We start from the raw sequence: 19,417 nt of genomic DNA, 5'->3' as shown, positions 1-19,417 counted from the left end.
AAGAGAGCATATAAATTGAATCATCAATAAAAAAAGCCTCAGATCTCTCTGAGGCTTTTATATATAACTACAAGGAGTTATTATTTATCCATTAGGATTTAAAATAGCATCTACGCGCTCTAAAGCATCTGCAATATGAATTCGGCTCATATCATCAGCGCCTCTTGCATTTCTCAATGCACTGCGCAACGATTTTAGTTCTGCCCTTACAACAGCTCTAATATCTGACTGGCTTGTGTTCACTGCGGTCGCTTTTACGTAAGGACTACGTGATCTGCCGCTTTGATTTTCAGCAGTCATCATTTCAGCTAATCTGTCAATATAGGCACGCTGCAGATTTCTACGATACGTATCAATCTTTTTGCCGCTGCTTAGCTCGCTCCAAATTCCATTTCGTAAATCGCTCATCATATCAGTAAGCGCATAAGCTTCGTCTCCATTATAAGTTTGAGTTTCAATGAGACGTTGCATTTTTCCTAGACTTATAATATTCTTTAAGGTACGCTCTTGCATGGCACGAACGCGCTCTACAGAACCAGAGAATTCAATACGGTTAAAGATATCAGTATCTAGTAACCATTCTGGAGTTTCAAATAAATTATCTTGAATAAAGGCCATGGCTTCTTTTTGCTTAGCCTTAGGAACAGGTATGTATACTGCACCTTCTTGATCTGAGGTTTTGTAATACTCATAAACGCCTCCAATATTATTAGACACGTGGCCCATATAGCGGTTAAATTGAGAAATAACGTGACCGTACATTTCTTCGAGGTCGTCGTAATCTTCACCTTTCTCTGTGGTCCAGGTAATTAGATTTGGTACAATGCGTTTTAGATTCTTGATACCATATTCGCTGGCTAGCATGGCATCATCTCCTAAGTCTTCAGTTTGTGAACTTGGATCTACAACGTCACCAGCTTGTTGGTGTCCAAATCGGTACATTGGGTCACCGGCATGAGCCATAATCCACTCATTCAAAATTGGCTTTTCTTCTTCTGCAGTTTTGTCTAAGATTGGGCGATATCCCCATTCTATGGCATACTTATCATAAGTTCCAATATTTGGCATTAATGCAACACCCTCATCTCCTGGCTGTGCAACATAGTTGAAACGTGCATAATCCATAATAGATGGTGCTGTTCCATATTTTTGGGTAAATTCTGCATCTCTAAGTTTTTCTACAGGGTAAGCCACACTACTTCCCATGTTGTGAGGTAGGCCTAAAGTATGACCCACTTCGTGAGCGGATACAAAACGAATTAAACGCCCCATGACATCGTCGCGAAATTGCGGACTCTGAGCTTCTGGATTGATGGCTGCAGTTTGTACAAAAAACCATCCACGCAATAAAGACATCACATTATGGTACCAATTGATATCACTTTCTAAAATCTCACCAGTTCTAGGGTCGCTTACGTGCGGACCATTAGCATTGGGGATTGGAGACGCTAAATATCGTACTACAGAATAACGTACGTCCTCAGGTGTCCACTCTGGGTCTTCCGATTCACTTGGTGGGTTTTTAGCGATAATAGCTTCTTTAAATCCGGCAGCTTCAAAAGCAACTTGCCAATCTTCGATACCCTGCTTGATGTATTTTCTCCATTTGTATGGGGTAGCACGATCTATATAGTATACAATTTGTTTTTTCGGAACAACGAGTTCCCCACTTTTGAATTTCTCGATATCTTCATCTCTAACTTCTAATCTCCAGCGATCTAGAAATTCTAAAGTCTTACTCTTTTGGTCTTCTAAACCGTAATCTGTTTGACTGCTTGTAAACCATCCCACGCGCTCATCGAAATAACGACGCTTCATTTTGTCATCTGGAAGTAAGATCATAGAGTTGTTGATTTCTACAGAAATCGTCCCAGTACTAGAATTAGAAGGTGGCTCTCCAGCGGCATAAGTTTTAACGTGTCTAGCTTCAATGTTTTTAGGGTAGCTCTTAATAGTCTCAATGAAAGACTTATCACTTTCAAGTCTGGAGATCTTAAAAGGCTTTCTTTGGTAATCGGGGATTCCAAGAGACTTCACGTCTTGATCAAATAAAGGCGTAGCATCAATAACAACACTCGTTGAGTCTTTGCTAAATGCTTCTATAGGAAACGTATAGAGTACAGGCTCAAAATTAGAATTTGTTACTGCTTCATTTACAGGTAAAGAATCTGCAGCAACCACATTATAAGAGACCACACGCAATACTACTTTTTTATCTTTTTTCTGCCAGCGCAATACTTGTTCATTCAGTTTTCCGCCACCAAATCCCAAGCCACTGGCTGTTTTTGAGATGCGTGTTACCATGAGCATCTCTTTGTCAAATAGAGAGTCTGGGATTTCGTAGTAATATTTATCATCCAAACTATGAACAGTAAAAAGACCAGAATCGCTTTTAGCGTCTTTGGTAATTACCTTGTCATAAGGTTTGGGGTCATTTTTGCCAGGTTTTTTACCTGCATTTTCGGCTGTAGCAGCAGATTTGCTTGCTTTTTTTGCTGTGTTACATGACACTGTAAAACATAGAGAAACTACAAAGAGTAGTTTGAAAGGAAGTTGTCTCAAAATGATTGAATTTACATTAGTCTTTCAAAATAAGGAAAGTCTCTTTCTATTGAAACGTATTGCTTCTTTTTAAGATGAATTTAACGTAATCAATGCTTTTCTCAAAACATATTTTTAGTCGTTATAACATCCGACTTGAATTGGTTCTAATCAGAAAATGTAAATCGTATGTTAACTATTGAAAATGGTTTTTGTTGACATACAAATGAATTTGCATTAAGTTAATTCTACAAATAAGCCGTCCTCATTTTTTTCGACTTTAGCTACTTTTTTTGCGGTGAGTCCTTTAATGGTCTTGTCCCATTTCTTATTGCTTAAACCAGACTGTGATTTCAAGTCGTTAAGGTCTATTGGAGATGCTGATTTCAGAATTAGAAAAACCGACTTTTCTTCTTCGTTCATCTCCACTTGTTTCTTCTCAGGTCGCATTTGAGGGAAAAACAGGACCTCTTGTATGGATTGATTGTTGGTTAAAAACATAATAAGACGATCCATACCAATACCCATACCAGATGTAGGTGGCATGCCGTATTCTAAAGCACGTAAAAAGTCGTGATCTATAAATTCAGTAGCTTCGTCATCACCTTTGGCTGATAGTTTTAGTTGATGTTCAAAACGTTCACGTTGATCAATAGGATCATTTAACTCAGAATAAGCATTTGCAATCTCTTTTCCGCAGACCATCAATTCAAAACGTTCTGTTAGTTCAGGATTGTCGCGGTGTTCTTTGCATAACGGACTCATTTCTTTTGGATAATCGGTGATGAATGTAGGTTGTATGTAATTGCCTTCACATTTTTCGCCAAAGATTTCGTCAATCAATTTTCCTTTGCCCATCGTTTCATCAACGCCAACACCCATATCTCGGGCGGCTTGACGAATCTCAGATTCGCTCTTACCGGTAATATCAAACCCTGTGAAGTGTTTGATAGAATCTGCCATTGTTACGCGAGCATACGGCGCTTTAAAATCAATTTGATGCTTGCCAAAAGTAGCCTCGGTAGTTCCATTAACGGCAATTGCACAGTGCTCAAGGAGCTGTTCGCAAAAATCCATCATCCAATTATAATCTTTGTAGGACACATAGATTTCCATAGCTGTAAATTCTGGGTTATGAGTACGGTCCATCCCTTCATTTCTGAAGTTTTTAGAAAACTCATAAACACCTTCAAAACCGCCAACAATAAGGCGTTTTAAATACAGCTCGTTAGCAATTCTCATATAAAGAGGAATGTCTAAACTGTTGTGATGGGTTACAAAAGGCCTTGCGGCTGCACCACCAGGAATAGGTTGTAGAATAGGCGTTTCTACTTCAAAATATCCAGCGTCATTGAAAAAATTACGCATGGCATTGAAGAGCTTGGTTCGTTTAACAAATACTTCCTTTACATGTGGGTTAACTACCAAATCTACATAGCGCTGTCTATAGCGTTGTTCAGCATCTGTAAAGGCATCATGAATTTTACCTTCACTGTCTTCACGTGGTTGTGGTAATGGTTTCAAGGCTTTACTTAATAAGGTAAACTCCTTGACCATCACTGTTTTTTCGCCAACTTGAGTTGTAAAAAGCTCGCCAGTAATCCCAATAAAGTCACCAATGTCTAAAAGTTTTTTATAGACATTATTGTATTTGCTTTTATCATCACCTGTACAAATTTCGTCACGGTTAAAGTATACTTGAATTCGGCCAGTGCTATCCTGTAATTCAGCAAAACTTGCATTTCCTTGAATTCTACGTGACATCAACCTCCCGGCAATGGTTACTGTAGCGCCTTCTTTGAAATTTGCTTTCAGCTGTTTTGAAGTATGATCCACAGGAAATAAATCTGCAGGATACGGGTTGATTCCTAATTCTCTTAGTTTTGCGAGTTTATCGCGTCTCACCAATTCTAGTTCTGAAAGCTGCATAGTCGTTGTTTTTTACAGATTGCAAAATTACATTTTTTGAGACACTTTTAGAACAAGTTTATGGACTTCTATGCAAAAGACCTTTGCCTTTTGGCAAATACCAAAAAACAAAGGTCTGAGAGCAGTTTTTGAAAAGAGATCAACTATCGGTTTTTAAAACATTTCCTTTAATTTTTAAGATCTTCTTCGTTTCCGAAGCATTAGACATGATAGTAATTGTTTTGGTAAAAGCCCCAATGCGATTGGTGGCATAGGTAATGGTGATTTCTGATGTTTCTCCAGGAAGTATTGGCATCTTATTATAACTAGCAACGGTACAACCACAAGATGTTTTTATAGTAGAAATCACTATGGGTGCTTCGCCTGTATTCTTAAATTTAAAACTGCGTTCACCATCGGCATGTTGTTGAATGGTCCCATAATCTAAAGTTTCGTTCTCAAAGGAAAAGATACCAGCAATCTCTTCTGTTTTGTTTTGACTCGTCGTGTCTAGTGTCATGAACATGCAGATGAGCAGAGCGAGTGCATTGGTCAATAAAAATGGTGTTCTGTTTTTGTTTGTCATAAATGTCATAATAAATGTGTTTTTGGTTATACCAGACAAACATCGAGATAAACAGAAAGAAAAGGAGCTGTTAAAGGTTGGAAAAAGGGACTAGTACCGGGTCTAATTTTATGAAAAGCACATCATAACAGCGATTTAGCCTCTTCTCTTGAAGAAACATTAAGCTTTCTGAAAATATTATTGACATGTGTTTTAACCGTACTTACACTCACAAATAGTATCTCAGCAATCGCTTTATTGTTTTTTCCTTGGCGAATAAGATCCAAAATTTTCTGTTCTTGGGACGTGAGTTGCTCCATGCGATCTGTTTTACGTTTCGATTTTAGGCGATGTTTAGAATAGATGAGCCAAATATTTAAAAACAGAGAAAGGATGGCTGCAGCAGCAATAATGTAAACCCATATTGGCTGTGATGCTGTAGTCTTTTTTGAAGTGGACGCTGTAATAAAGCGATCTGCCTTTAGTTCTGCTTCATATTGCTTTGCATAAGTAGATTTAGGATACTGTCTTTTTAGTCGCTCTAAGAGTTCATCATAGTAGTTGTTTGTATTCAGATCTTGTAAATAGTACGTATGAAATGGAAGCCCTCGGTCAGAGAGGAAGGCATAGATATAGAGTTCGGCCAATGGCTCGTCAAGTGTTTCACCAAAATCATGAAGTATTTTAAACCATTTTTTATTGTTGAGTTTTCGGTTGGCCTTACTTCTATAGGTTCCATATTCAAAGCTCATGTCCTCTTTAAGAGAATCGATTTTTATAAAAGCTGAGGTCTTTGGGTTGGTAGATCTAACATCGCAGAATATCTGATCTTCGAAACCTAAAGGAAAGACAATGGAGTCATTTTCTTTGGCAATGAATAGAATCGATTTACTGTCTTCGCAATGTCCGTCAAAATGATTGGTGTTTTTACCGCTCAGGCTGCAATTGTCTACATGAAGCTTATATATTTTGTTAGTTGCATCAAGCTGACTCCCGTTAAACTCGAAATATCCCGTGGCATCTGTGGATACTTTAGTGATGATCTGTTCTTCATTAATGCCCTTAAGAGTCCTGTAATCTTCAATGACCGAAAGATAAACAGCATTCTGCCAGCGCTCATTATCAATGTGACCTGTAAAGTGATGTTGTGCATGTAGCAGCTTTCCGAAGCACACTAAAAGAATCAAAAAGATAATCTGCTTGTTCATAACACTAAACTACTATTTTTTTTTACTATCGGAAATGAGCCGAATCGAAATTTGTGCTGTAACATTACTTTCATACAAACGACCAATCGTTAGATCATCAATCAAAATAAATCAAAGTATTATGAGCTTTTGGAGAGTTTTGCTCGCTATTGTGTGTCCACCACTAGCGGTTATAGGGAAAGGCTGTGGGTCTATCTTAATTGTGTTTTTGCTTTGGCTCTGCGGCTGGGTGCCGGGCGTAATTGCTGCTTTAGTGATTTTGAACAATCCCGAACGATAAAATTGTATTTTTGCAGTCATGAATAAGACGGTAAAAATAGAGGATTTAGGCACCAAGGATTTTAAGGCCACCTGGGATTATCAAGAACAACTCTTTAAGGGGATTTTAGATACCAAAATCAAGAATAGGAGAGAGGAGGCTGGTTTAGAAACCGATAATTATTTTCTTTTTGTAGAGCATCCACATGTGTATACCTTAGGGAAAAGCGGGGATGTGGCCAACCTATTGCTAACAGAGCAACAGCTTACTGAAAAAGGAGCTTCTTTTTACAAAATTAACCGAGGTGGTGATATTACCTATCACGGTCCTGGGCAGATTGTGGGATATCCCATCTTAGATTTGGATAATTTCTTTACAGATATTCACAAATATCTTCGTCTGTTGGAAGAAGTGATTATTCTTACGCTTAAAGAATACGGATTAAATGCCGAACGCAGTCCCGGTGAGACGGGGGTTTGGTTAGATGTTGGCACGCCCTTTGCCCGAAAAATTTGCGCTATGGGCGTACGTGCTAGCCGATGGGTGACCATGCATGGCTTTGCTTTAAACGTCAATGCCGATTTAGGGTACTTTGACAATATTGTGCCCTGCGGAATTAAAGGCAAAGCAGTAACCTCATTAAATGTGGAGCTCAGCGTTGATCACATTAATGAAACTGAAATAAAACAAAAATTACTCAAGCATTTTATGATGCTTTTTGAAGCAAAATCTTAAAGTAGAGTTACCCTTCCTCATTAAAAAAGACTTTGTAAAAATGCATTTTCTTCTCATCATCGTAGCCACGCTCTAAGTATTCGGCAGATGCATCAGGTGCATCGACATCCAGCTTAATTTGGATATTGGTGTCTAATTTGATTTCGGTCTTGATTTTCTGCTTTTGCTTTTTCAAAACAATTTCAGAGACATCAAATTGGTTTCTAATCACGATGTTGTGATCGCTTTCATAACCTTTTTTAAAATCCTCAAAGAGCTGTATTTGATCTTCATTATCCATAACCTCCTCTTTGAAAGTTTCGATATTGGCAATTTCATTTTCTTTGAAAAAATCTACGGTTTTAGCCAAAAAGTGACTTTGTTGTTGTCCGCCAAATTGAGGCTGCATCACTTCTTTTGAAAAGTCTCGGCACATTTCAATATAATTTTTAGTGTGCTCGTTGGAATCGTCAGGATACTTTACGTTGAGAAAACTTTTAATCCAATACTGTGCGTCATAGTTATTGTTGTCCACACTTAGTACAATTTTGCCCTCACCATCAGCAGCATTAAGGATCAAGCAGCCTTTATCTACTTTTTTGGTGCCAATACCACGTTGTGCAATAATATCATAGCTATTGTTCTCAAGATAAGTTTGAAAGAAATGGGTTTTACTTTCAATCTTAAAAATACCAATGGCATCTGTCTGGTAATCCTCATATTGTATATCATGCACCATACAAATAATCACGTCTCCTGTTTTAATTTGAGAGGAATTGGACTGCTCAAAGAGATGCGTTACAATATGCTTCGAAATATTGACGAAATCAGAGTCGTCTGCCAGCAATTGCGTGGCGTAAGTGTTTATTTCGTTAAGTTCTATGTTTGAGTGGTGATTAAAACGATAGGTTTCAGCCAAACTGGTAAATGGTCTTAAAAGATAGGGTACGAGAATATCGTAGCTTTCTTCGTCAAAGTCTATAGGCTGTTCTGAAAAAGCATTCTTTGTACTGTTGAATTTATTGCCAACTTTATGTAAGATGCATTTTGAAATGGAAGCTTTATTACGTTTTATCATATGGGTCTTGGTCAAATTTCCGAAGCACAATACTACAAAATACAGATCGAATTATGTTAATAAGTATTGGTAATGCATTGCGCTATTTGATTGAGAGTGGTTTTTAAGTTTAACTACTTTAATTGTTAGAATATGAGACTAGTACGCTTGTTGAAAGAGAATTCTCTTTTATTCTTAATTTAAGGTATAGATAATCATGCTATTGTTACTCCCTTTGGTAATAAGCTCAAGGCTAGAATCTTTATCAACATTAAACATGTCGATCTTAGAATTTCCATAAACGGGGAAATTGCTAATAGGCTTAGCTTGGCTATCAAAAAGGTACACTTTTTTAGATTGTAAATCGGTAACGCTCACATAGATCTTATCTCTAATATAAAATATAGAGGGCTCTGTATAATTGCCGAAATCTAACGAGATGGTATTTGACTTGATCGTAAGCTTGTTGTCTGATAGTGCCACAAAAGTTTTGCTTGTTGTGGTTATTTTATGGTTGTCTTTTAAATTCAGGTTTTCATGTTTCACCGTACCATTTTGGTTGACTTTCAGGAGTTCTCCATTAGCATTGGTAGTTGTAAAATGATTATCATAAAGATAGATCTCATTATCTGAGAACACAATAGCTTCTTTAACATCAATGCGTCTATCACCCACACGATCTAGGATTTCTAAATGATCTCCTTTTGCAAAAACAATATAATCCTTAGTGCCTACTCTAAAATGTTTTGGTTGGGTGGATATGGTGCTGTTATCAGCGTCATATTTAAACCCATCAACACTATTTCCCAATTGATCATACATTAAGAGAGACTTCCCTTGTGTAACTAATAATCGGTAGTTACGCTTGTTAGCGTAATCAAATACAGAAAGTGGTTGAGTGATTTTATCATTAAATTTAAGCGGAAACGGAGAAACGTCATTACCATTTCTATCTAAAACATAAACTCGATTTGATGTTGCAAAGGCCAATTGCAAACGGCCGTTTTTGTACATGTCAATCTGTTCTATTTTACCTAGAATTTTTCCGTTGAGCTGTTTTTTCCAAAAGACCTTGCCCTTATTAGAAATAAGGTACAGGTTGTTGTTAATGTCTTGCACGGCCACATCCATTTGATTGTTGGTGTGGTTTTTAACAAACTGTGGAGAGGTCAACAAGTCGGAATCAATGGCAATATTCACCTCTTCTGAAATTTGATTATCGTTTCCTTTGTTCTTAAAGGTTTTGAAAGCAGCGTTTACATGTGCAAAATTTGTGTCGTATATAAATTGTAAGGCCGAAGTTTCATACTTGCCAAGCTCAAAGCCTTCAGCATTTTCGAAGTATTTTTCCAGCCTTTTTTTTAGAAATTGAGCACTGTCAAATATAAAAAATGAAGATTCATCACTGAGATGAAGCATCAGATCTTTATAGGCATCACTTTCTGAAAGTACCGTACCATTTTGATAATTTGAAATGATTGTCTCTAGAACACTGATGTCTTCAGCAAAAACGAAAAAATCGTCAATGTTGACATAATATTTAGGAGCAGTGACAGAAATTAGAGGTGCAAATGTTGCTGCAAAATTTTCATCAGTATCTAAACTATAAATGTCTATCGTTCTGTAAGAACTATTGATTTGCTCAGATTCTAAAGCCTCAAATGTACTTGTAGGGTCGAGAGAGTAAAGTAAAAAAGCTGGAGTGTCCTCAATAACTAATTCACCAAACTCTGTAATATTATCATATATACGATTTGGTTTTGCAAGAGAATCGTTTAAAGCAATATTATGAAAATTTTGTCTCAGCATTTGCATGTTCTGAGATGTAAAACTTGTAAAATGTGTTACGGATGCAGGACAGATGGAAGCCATTTTATTTTGCTGAGGAATACTTCCTCTAAATTTATTGATCAGTGTTTGTGATGAATCTCTGGCCTCCGTGACACCGTTAAAGTAAATGTCGTTTTGAGAGATATCGACATCTATAACCGACAGTTTTGAAAAAGAAGCTTGATCTTTAAGGGTATCCGGTAATAATAGTTGGCCTAGACCTATTCTATTATTTTTATAGAAGATAGAAACAGATTGTTCATTGTCTGATGTTTCAAATAACTCTTGTATTGTAGTAGGCAATTGGGTTGGCGTTAGTGAGTTTTTTGCCAAGTTCATGCGGTTAGATATAAACAAGATACTGTCCTTGCTCGTGCTATAATAGGTAAGATCGTTTAAGGTGAGTTTTTTGATAGTGTCATCTCCACTGCCAAAAGACTCAACTACCAGATTTGGGATAGAGTCAAATTGAATAATATGATCTTTATAGTGGGTAACGATACTAATTTGCACATTATCATTATCCTCTTTTTTTATACCTATATATATAGGACTCGCATTTTGAAAATAAGCTAAAGGTGTCAATTGAGATTTGAGGCTGCTCAAAGAGGGCGCTGCTCCAATTTCTGTAAGCAGTGTATTGTTCTTGAGTCCGCTTTTGAGTGCCTCAAGATTATTGATTTTTAAAATGATTTCAGAATCAGAAGGGATTCTAGAAAGAGGGCTAGTAGTATCAGAATTGTTGTTTGAGCAACTGTTCAATACTATTAAGCCTAAAAGCAACAGCCAAAATAATCTCATGAATACGATTTTTGCAAATATAGAAAGTTAGATATCCAAATGATATTGTTCGGGTAATAATCTAAATGATTTTCTGTGGTATTTGGTAATCCCAAATTTAAGAATGGCTGCACGATGCTCCTTTGTAGGATATCCTTTGTTTTGTTTCCAATTATACATAGGAAATTCTTCGTGAATCTTCTCCATATAAGCGTCTCGATGTGTTTTAGCCAATACAGATGCCGCGGCTATTGATAAATACTTAGAGTCTCCTTTTATGATTGTTTGGTGTTCAATAGTTTGAAAGGGCTTAAATCTATTCCCATCCACTATAATGTATGTAGGTTTTGGATCGAGTAAAGTTATAGCTTTATGCATGGCGAGGATAGAGGCATTAAGTATATTGATCTTGTCAATGTCTTCAGGCAAGACCATCGCGGTGGCATAGCAGGTTGCTTGATGCTCTAAAATGGGCTTAAGTAAATTCCGTTTTGCTTCTGAAAGGAGTTTAGAGTCATTTAAAACGTCATTCTCAAAATATTTTGGTAAAATAACAGCCGCTGCTGTCACGGGGCCAGCAAGACAACCACGCCCTGCTTCATCTGTGCCGCATTCTAATTCGAAACCTGAAAAATTTAGTTTTAGTGCCAAAATGTTAAAATTTGAACAAAGTTAAAATATTAACGCAACCTTTTGTTAATATAACCATCTACAATACAGAAAGCTCAGATAATATAAGTGATTGAGTAGATTTTTTCTCAAAATTGAGTTAACGTTTTTTTAGCATAATAACTTGTTTATTTAATAATTTATTAAGATGTTTGCGAAAGACTAACTCAAATAATTGTTTTATGAAATTAAAGTTAACATGGTTAATGACGCTATTTATGGCGTGCGTGATGCAGTTCTCTTATGCACAAGAGAAGACGGTCACAGGAACAGTTACTACTGCTGATAACGAATTGCCGTTACCAGGAGCATCAGTAATTGTTAAAGGTACAACGAAAGGTAAGCAAACAGATTTCGATGGTCAATATTCTATCGAAGTAAGTCAAGGTGAAGTTTTAGTTATTTCCTATGTTGGAATGAAAACCACTGAAATTAAAGTTGGGGCTGCTAGTGTATACGATGTTGCCTTGGAATATGATAACGCCTTAGAAGAGGTTGTTGTTGTAGGGTATAGCAAAACTACCAAAGAGTCTTTCACAGGTACTGCTGCTACTGTAGACATGGAAGAGATTGAAGGTAAGGTCGTTTCTAACGTAACACAAGCGCTTAGAGGTGAGATTGCTGGGGTGAATGTTATTACAAGGTCGGGACAGCCAGGAGCCGCTGCAGAGATTCGTATTCGTGGTTTCGGTTCTATTAATGGTAATACTCTTCCGCTTTATGTTGTAGATGGTGCTCCCCTTACTGGAACAAATGTGTTGCAATCTATAAATCCAGCTGACATTGAGTCTATTGTTGTATTGAAGGATGCGGCAGCGACATCTATATATGGGTCGAGAGGTGCTAATGGCGTTGTGTTGGTTACGACAAAGCAAGGTAAGCAAGGTACTTCAAGAATATCGATCGATGTTACTACAAGTGTTAATACTTTTATGTTGCCTGAGTATGATGTTTTAACTTCTCCAGAAGAGTATATGGAAGTGTCTTGGGATGGTCTAAGAAACAATGCCATACTTAATGGTTTCCCGAATCCTAGACAATATGCTAGTAATAATCTTTACGGTACTGCTGCTGGTATTGATCCTTTATATAATATTTGGAACGTTCCTGGCAATCAATTGATAGACCAAGAAACAGGCCGATTTAATAATGGGGTTCAGCGTCGTTTTACACCAACTCTTTGGCGTGATGCTGTTTTTTCAAACGGACAGCGAACAGAGGCTAACTTACAGTTTTCTGGTGGTACCGAGAAAACAAAATTCGCAAGTTCTTTAGGATATGTTGATGATCAAGGAGCAGCTGTAAATTCACGTTATACTAGGTATTCGACTCGTTTGAATTTGGAGCACAAAGCTACTGATTGGCTTACGGTTTCTGGTAATATGGCTTGGACAGGAGCTAGAAATACTAATTCTGGGGCCGATGGAGCGAGTAGTTCTGCAAACCCTTTTGCAATTTTATATACTTCACCTGCTATTTATGATGTATTCTTAAGAAATCCAGATGGAAGCTTAGTTCCAGATCCTATTTTTGGTGGATCTCAGTATGACTACGGAAATGCTACAGGAAGGAGAGCTTGGAATGGTACTAACGCCGTAGCGGTTGCTACTTACGATTTAGATCAATCTGACATCACCACATTATTGGGTAACTTTAATGTAGATATGAGTCTAACAGATTACTTGTCTTTTGAAATGCGTTATAGTGGTCAGTTCGATCAAAGGATAAATACTAATAGAAATAATCAGTTCTATGGTGGTGCAGCTAATGCTGGAGGTAGTTTGTTTTTAGATGATGATTCGAGTGTTAATCAGAACTTTTTGCAGTTGTTAAGATTTCAAAACTCTTATGGTCAACATGATTTTGAGCTTTTCGCTGCTCACGAGTCTACCGAAGATAACTTTAGAACTATCATAGGTTCTGCAGAACGTGCAATTTTAGCAGGTCAAACAGACTTAGATCAATACACCACACCTTTAGGAAGGGCAAGTTCATTCAAAAGACAGTGGTCTTTAGATAGTTATTTTGCTGGATTTAATTATGATTATGATGATAAATATTTCTTTACAGCATCTGTTAGACGTGATGGTTCGTCAAGATTTATTGAAAACAAATGGGGTACTTTCGGATCTGTTGGAGGAGCTTGGATTATGACGAAAGAAGATTTCATGAGTGATATTTCTTTCCTTGACTTTCTCAAACTGAAAGGTAGTTATGGTGTTATTGGTGATGTTGGTACAGGGCTTTTAAATGGCTTTCAAATATTTAGTATTAATCAAACTCCTGATGGTTCATATTCATTTACTCGTAGTTCTACGCAAGCCAATCCTGACTTAACTTGGGAAACATCTAATATCTGGCAAGTAGGTTTGGAGAGTAGTTTCTTTAATGGTAAATTAAACGTTGATGTTGATTATTATGATAAAAGAACAACGGATTTGTTTTTTGACGAAAATTTACCGCCTTCTTCTGGTTTTAGCGCAATTCGTTATAATGGTGGTGAACTTCAAAATAATGGTTTGGAGTTTAATATACAGGCAAATCTCGTTCAAAATGAAAATTTTAGATTTTCAGTTAATTTAAATGGAGAAACCTTCAATAACCAGCTAACAGAAATGCCAGTTTCTATTGTAACCGGTGAAAGAGCTATTTTTGACGATAACGGAAATCTTGCCGCAGGTAAGTCCCAGTATGATTGGTATATGAGAGAATGGGCTGGAGTAAATCCTGCTAATGGTGAGGCTTTATGGTATCAATATTATGTTGATGATAATGATAATGGTGTTTTTGATGCTGGTGAATCGACAACGAGTACTGGTTTTGAAATCGATGTTGATGGTGATGGTGTAAATGACAATGAGTCTGGCACTTTATTTGAATATCAAGAATTAGGCGGTGGCAATGTTGCAAAAACCACTACAAATGTTTATTCTAATGCTACACAAGTATACACTGGAAAATCAGCGATACCAGATGTTAGAGGTGGATTTAGATTAAATGCAGGTTGGAAAAACTTTGATATATCAGCTCAGTTTAGTTACAGTGTAGGTGGTTATAATTATGATTTTGGTTATGCTGTATTAATGAATAATAGTTTAATTGGTGCGGATAATTATTCTACAGATATTAGAAACAGATGGCAACAACCTGGTGATATCACCGATGTGCCTAGATATTCGGCTACTTTCGGTCAAGATGCACAGCAGAATGCAACATCAACTAGATTTTTGACAAAGGCTGATTACTTGTCATTAAACAACGTGAATTTAAGTTATAGGTTGCCTCAAACTACTGTTGAGTCTTTAGGAATGAGCGCTTTTAGTCTTTATTTATCTGCTGATAATTTAATGATGCTAAGTCAGCGTCAAGGTCTAAATCCTACAACTACTATAGGAACTTCTAGTAGAGGTAATTTTCCTCCAATGACTACATTTAGCCTTGGAGCTAAAGTTCAATTTTAAAAAAAAATGATATGAAAAAAAATGTAATTTATTTATTAATGTTGTCAGCTTTTATTTGGAGCTGCGAGGAATCGTTTTTAGATCCAGAGAGAGCGACAGATGTGCTTACAGATGTTGATTTCACTGAGAACGTAGAAACTAACCCAGAACTGGTAGAAGGAACCTTAGAAGGTATTGCTGGTTTTATGATACAACCCCTAGGTACTTTAGGTACAGCTGCCGGTCGTCATTATGATATTGGTCAGAAAGGTGTTGATATTTTGTCGGATATAGTTACTGGGGATATGGCATTATCTGCTAGTGCTTTTGGTTGGTATAATGGTACGGCAAATTTGCTAACCACAACTGATTTTACTAGACAAGAGAACCAATTGTTATGGAATTATTACTTTCGTATTGTTGGTATTGCAAATACTGTGATTCAGACGTCCGGCGGTAATAATCCGGAATCGGATGATCCTAATGTGCTTAGAATTAATGCTCAAGCTAAGGCATATCGTGCTTACTCTTATTTTTATTTAGCACAGTTCTTTCAGCCTTCTTATGATCCAAGTCAGCCTATTTTACCATTTTATAATATTGAGACTTCTGAATTAGGTAAAGTTCCTGCGTCTCAGATTTACGAATTGATAATTAGTGATTTGACTTTCGCTGTTGAGAATCTTGATGGTTATACTAGAACTCAAATAAGTCAAATTGACAAAAGTGTTGCGCAAGGTTTACTAGCTTACACTTATGCTGCCATGGGAGATTATGCTGCTGCTAAAGTTAATGCAGAGGCAGTGATTAATACAGGTGGTTATCCTTTAACTACGTCTGGAGCTTTGGCTAATCCAGGTGCTGGTTCTGGTTTTAACTCTGTTACATCGCCATCATGGATGTGGGGTTTTGATATAACCGCAGATTTGGGTCACCAATTAATTAATTGGTGGGGTCAAGTGGATTATTATACCTATAGCTACGCTTGGGCAGGTGATACAAAATCTATTGATGACGCATTATATGCTCAAATTCCAGCAAATGATATCAGAAAAACTCAATTTGGTACTGGAGCAGCTCCTTTGCAACCAGTAAACAAATTTTTTGATCCAGGAAGAGCTCCAGGTGGACAATTTCAAATTACTACAGATTATCTTTTTATGAGGGTTGATGAGTTTTATATGTTGAGCGCTGAAGCATCTGCTAGAATGGGTGATGAAGCATCTGCTAAGTCGCGTCTTCAAGATTTATTATCTATTAGATTAGGTAGTGCATCGGCAGCCGCTAATTATCTTAATCAATTTACTGGTCCAGCTTTACTTGAGGAGATATATTTTCAAACACGTGTTGAATTTTGGGGCGAAGGAAAGGCTTATTTAGCAATGAAGCGTTTCCAAGCGACTAACACTAGAGGTACTAATCATGTATTTAGAGCTGGTCAATCTTTTAGTTATGATTCAGATGAAATGTCTTTTCAGATTCCAGAGGTTGAAATTGTTAATAATCCAAATATCTCAAGTCAGAATAATTAAAAACATAAACAATGAAAAAATATTTTAAGTATATATTAGCTTTTTCCTTCCCAATTATTGTTTTTAATTGTGAGACTGACGAAGCTGTACAAAGTGAACTATCTAATTTTGTTGGTTTCGAAATTAGTAACCCTATGAGGGTGACTGTAGGTAATAATGAGACAGAGACGTATAGCGTTGACGTGTATGCATCTGAAACTAGTTCTGCTGATAGAACTTATAACCTTATAGTTGATACTGAAGCTTCTACTTTGGGTGCACCTTATACCGTCCCTAGTTCTGTGACTATTCCAGCTGGGAGTAATATGGGAACATTTGATGTTGTAGTAACTGACGATGAATATCTCCAGTTTGAAGTTCAATCTATTTTGATTAATTTTGAAAAAGAAGCTGGTGTTGATTTTAGTGCTCCATTTAGACTAAATATAACTGAGAGTTGTCTTGATACCATTGCAACCTTTACTTTAACTTTAGATACTTGGCCAGATGAAACTACTTGGGAGCTTTACGATCTAAGTGGAACACCTGTATTGATCGGTTCTGGAGGACCATATGTGAATCCTGACGATGATTTCGCTGTGCTTTCGTTTGACTTTTGTTTAAGTTCAGGGGATTATGGTATTGTTGTTTATGACTCTTACGGTGATGGTATTGCTGATGGAGGTTATACAATTTCAGTTGGAGATGATGTTTTAGTGTCAGGGGTTGTTCCTGGTGCACAATCGACAGCAGAGTTTGTTATAGATTGAGATTTTAAATTATAATATTTTAATATAAACTATAAAACCATCTTGCTATTCAAGATGGTTTTTAGTTAAAATTCGTATTGCTATGAAAATTAAAATGATTTTGGTTGTGCTTAGTTTGGGTGTCACTACTGTTTTAGCTGCACAAAATGATAGGGATAAAACGATTAAAAACCTATCTGAGGAAAATAGGGTGTTATTACATAAACTTCTTGAAGAAGAGGCGGCCACGGAAGCACGCATTGATTCGTATCTACTAGCAAATCCTTCCGTAGATAGGAGATTTATTGACAATGAAGGAAGAACAATGGAAATAAGAGACATATATAGTGGTATGCCTATTTATGTAGCAACGTCAAATAACAGTGCTGCTAAAGCAACTAAAACAAACACACTACAACCTGGTGGAGTTTTAAATTTAAATCTTACTGGCAGTGGTATGACTGTTGGTGTATGGGATGGCGGTCCAGTTCAAGCAACGCATCCTGAATTTTCCAATACAGATAATACAGCTAGTAGAGTTACAGTTATAGATAACGCAGTTGTTGATGGCGATACTGGTGGATTTAGTAATCACGGTACGCACGTTGCAGGAACAATTAGTGCAAAGGGAGTAGAATCTGAGGCAAAAGGTATGGCTCCTGATGTTTTAGTTAAGTCGTATAATTGGACTAATGATAATTCAGAGATTTTAGTCGCAATTAATAGTGTTGATGCCCCAATCATTTTATCAAACCATTCTTATGGTACTCCAATTCTTCAAAATAATGGAGAATTACTGCCTTCTTGGTTCATGGGTGCATATAATTCGGCTGCTGCAAATATAGATTTAATCGCTAAAAATAATCCTCAATATTTGATGGTAGCCTCTGCAGGAAATGCTGGAAACCAATCTTATCCTGGAGGACTATTTTCTGGGTTTGATAAATTAACAACAGATAAAAACGCCAAAAATAATTTGGTTATTGCTAATGCAAATCCCTCAACAGCCCCTTTTACCAATGAGCTTACTAATTTAGTTATTAATCCATCAAGTAGCCAAGGGCCTACAGATGATTTGCGAATTAAACCAGATATTGCGGGTGACGGAACAGGCTTATATTCTCCTATTGCGGGTGATGCTTACGCCACATACACCGGAACATCTATGGCTTCTCCAAACGTAACAGGAACATTAGTTTTAATTCAACAATATTATCAGCAAATTTATTCTCAGTACATGCTTTCCGCTACTCTTAAGGGGTTAGTATGCCATACCGCTATTGATGATGCGTTGAGAATTGGTCCAGATCCAGTCTTTGGATGGGGCTTTTTAAATGCATTTGAGGCGGCCAACGTTATTACTAGTTCTACTGTTAATGAAGCTCGAATTGAAGAATTAACTATTGATAACACTGAAGAATTTTCATTTTCATTTTCTGCTGAAGCTGGTCAAAGATTGAGTGCTACAATTTGCTGGACTGATTTACCTGGACAGGCCGTTAGCGAACAATTAAATGATTTTACTCCAAAGTTAGTTAATGACTTAGATTTACGTCTCACGAAAGATGGCGAAGTATTTTTTCCTTATAAATTGGAATATTCTGAATCACAAGGTTTTTCTAGTACCAATACGGGTGATAATTTTGTAGACAACATTGAAAGGGTTGATATTGAAGCTCCGGAAGCTGGTATTTATACATTAACAGTATCCCATAAAGGTACTCTTCAAGGTAATGTTGGAGGTCCATTCGATCCTCAATCTCAAGATTTTTCTCTGATTTTGACAGGTAATAATGTAACATTAAGTTCTGAAAAAGTTACTCAGAATAGTTTCAATATTTGGCCAAACCCAGTAAAAGATCATATCAACATTAGTTTTTCAAATAATCAACAAACCACGGATATGCAATTAAATGTGTTTGATGTACAAGGAAGGTTAATTTTAGAGAGAGATGTACAATCATTGGATTTTGCATCAGGAAACTATACTCTAAATACATCCAATCTTACGGAAGGCGTTTACTTAGTTGAAATAAGCGGTGCATATTCATCCACTACAAAAAAAATAGTGGTAAGAAAATAAATGTTATATTGTAAATCTACTGCCAATTTCACTCAAAAAATCAATTAGCAAAAGATTTTACCATTTACACTAGAAAAACGTGTTTTTTCTAGTGTAAACGCTA

13 protein-coding genes are annotated in these 19,417 nt (G+C 36.8%); 6 read left to right on the top strand and 7 right to left on the bottom strand.

Annotated features, from left to right (window positions below):
• Positions 1 to 84 precede the first annotated feature (84 nt).
• The 4 genes from P176_RS0106255 to P176_RS0106235 form a co-directional block, all read right to left on the bottom strand.
• The gene (locus P176_RS0106255) at positions 85 to 2,565 is read right to left on the bottom strand and encodes a zinc-dependent metalloprotease (RefSeq protein ID WP_037348759.1); all 2,481 of its coding nucleotides are present in this window, start codon (positions 2,563 to 2,565) and stop codon (positions 85 to 87) included.
• 213 nt (positions 2,566 to 2,778) lie between these two features.
• On the bottom strand, positions 2,779 to 4,470 hold the full coding sequence (gene lysS, locus P176_RS0106250) for a lysine--tRNA ligase (protein ID WP_026753893.1): 1,692 nt from the start codon (positions 4,468 to 4,470) through the stop codon (positions 2,779 to 2,781).
• A 139-nt stretch (positions 4,471 to 4,609) separates the two neighbouring features.
• Complete coding sequence (locus P176_RS0106240) at positions 4,610 to 5,044, bottom strand: DUF1573 domain-containing protein (RefSeq protein WP_026753892.1); 435 nt, start codon at positions 5,042 to 5,044, stop codon at positions 4,610 to 4,612.
• 113 nt (positions 5,045 to 5,157) lie between these two features.
• A complete protein-coding gene (locus P176_RS0106235) occupies positions 5,158 to 6,222 on the bottom strand; it encodes a response regulator transcription factor (RefSeq protein ID WP_037348756.1) in 1,065 nt (354 codons plus the stop codon).
• Between the two features lie 121 nt (positions 6,223 to 6,343).
• On the opposite strand from P176_RS0106235, the gene P176_RS20270 reads away from it, so the two are divergent.
• Positions 6,344 to 6,502: a YqaE/Pmp3 family membrane protein gene (locus P176_RS20270; protein ID WP_081820754.1), complete on the top strand. Its 159-nt coding sequence runs from the start codon at positions 6,344 to 6,346 to the stop codon at positions 6,500 to 6,502.
• Between the two features lie 18 nt (positions 6,503 to 6,520).
• Positions 6,521 to 7,216, top strand: a complete 696-nt coding sequence (lipB, locus tag P176_RS0106225) for a lipoyl(octanoyl) transferase LipB (protein WP_026753890.1) — start codon at positions 6,521 to 6,523, stop codon at positions 7,214 to 7,216.
• Between the two features lie 7 nt (positions 7,217 to 7,223).
• Here the strand turns inward: lipB and P176_RS0106220 are convergent, their stop codons facing one another.
• The 3 genes from P176_RS0106220 to P176_RS0106210 form a co-directional block, all read right to left on the bottom strand.
• The gene (locus tag P176_RS0106220) at positions 7,224 to 8,273 is read right to left on the bottom strand and encodes a nucleoid-associated protein (protein ID WP_026753889.1); all 1,050 of its coding nucleotides are present in this window, start codon (positions 8,271 to 8,273) and stop codon (positions 7,224 to 7,226) included.
• A gap of 174 nt (positions 8,274 to 8,447) precedes the next feature.
• Positions 8,448 to 10,883, bottom strand: a complete 2,436-nt coding sequence (locus P176_RS0106215) for a hypothetical protein (protein WP_026753888.1) — start codon at positions 10,881 to 10,883, stop codon at positions 8,448 to 8,450.
• A gap of 27 nt (positions 10,884 to 10,910) precedes the next feature.
• The gene (locus tag P176_RS0106210; protein WP_037348752.1) at positions 10,911 to 11,513 is read right to left on the bottom strand and encodes a ribonuclease HII; all 603 of its coding nucleotides are present in this window, start codon (positions 11,511 to 11,513) and stop codon (positions 10,911 to 10,913) included.
• Positions 11,514 to 11,713: 200 nt separating this feature from the next.
• Between P176_RS0106210 and P176_RS0106205 the strand changes: the two genes are divergently transcribed.
• The 4 genes from P176_RS0106205 (at position 11,714) to P176_RS19060 (ending at position 19,314) form a co-directional block, all read left to right on the top strand.
• A complete protein-coding gene (locus P176_RS0106205; RefSeq protein WP_026753886.1) occupies positions 11,714 to 14,992 on the top strand; it encodes a SusC/RagA family TonB-linked outer membrane protein in 3,279 nt (1,092 codons plus the stop codon).
• Between the two features lie 38 nt (positions 14,993 to 15,030).
• Entirely contained in the window at positions 15,031 to 16,503 is a 1,473-nt protein-coding gene (locus tag P176_RS0106200) for a RagB/SusD family nutrient uptake outer membrane protein (RefSeq protein ID WP_197022151.1), read from the top strand.
• 11 nt (positions 16,504 to 16,514) lie between these two features.
• Positions 16,515 to 17,252: a hypothetical protein gene (locus P176_RS0106195; protein ID WP_026753884.1), complete on the top strand. Its 738-nt coding sequence runs from the start codon at positions 16,515 to 16,517 to the stop codon at positions 17,250 to 17,252.
• 82 nt (positions 17,253 to 17,334) lie between these two features.
• Positions 17,335 to 19,314 carry a S8 family serine peptidase gene (locus tag P176_RS19060; RefSeq protein WP_051605414.1) on the top strand — a complete coding sequence of 660 codons (1,980 nt, stop codon included), beginning with the start codon at positions 17,335 to 17,337 and terminating at the stop codon, positions 19,312 to 19,314.
• Positions 19,315 to 19,417: the final 103 nt, after the last annotated feature.

Source organism: Sediminibacter sp. Hel_I_10 (assembly GCF_000688335.1).
In the GTDB taxonomy this organism is placed as follows: domain Bacteria; phylum Bacteroidota; class Bacteroidia; order Flavobacteriales; family Flavobacteriaceae; genus Psychroserpens.
Note: the sequence above shows the minus strand (reverse complement) of the source record. Positions and strands in the feature narration are given on the sequence as shown.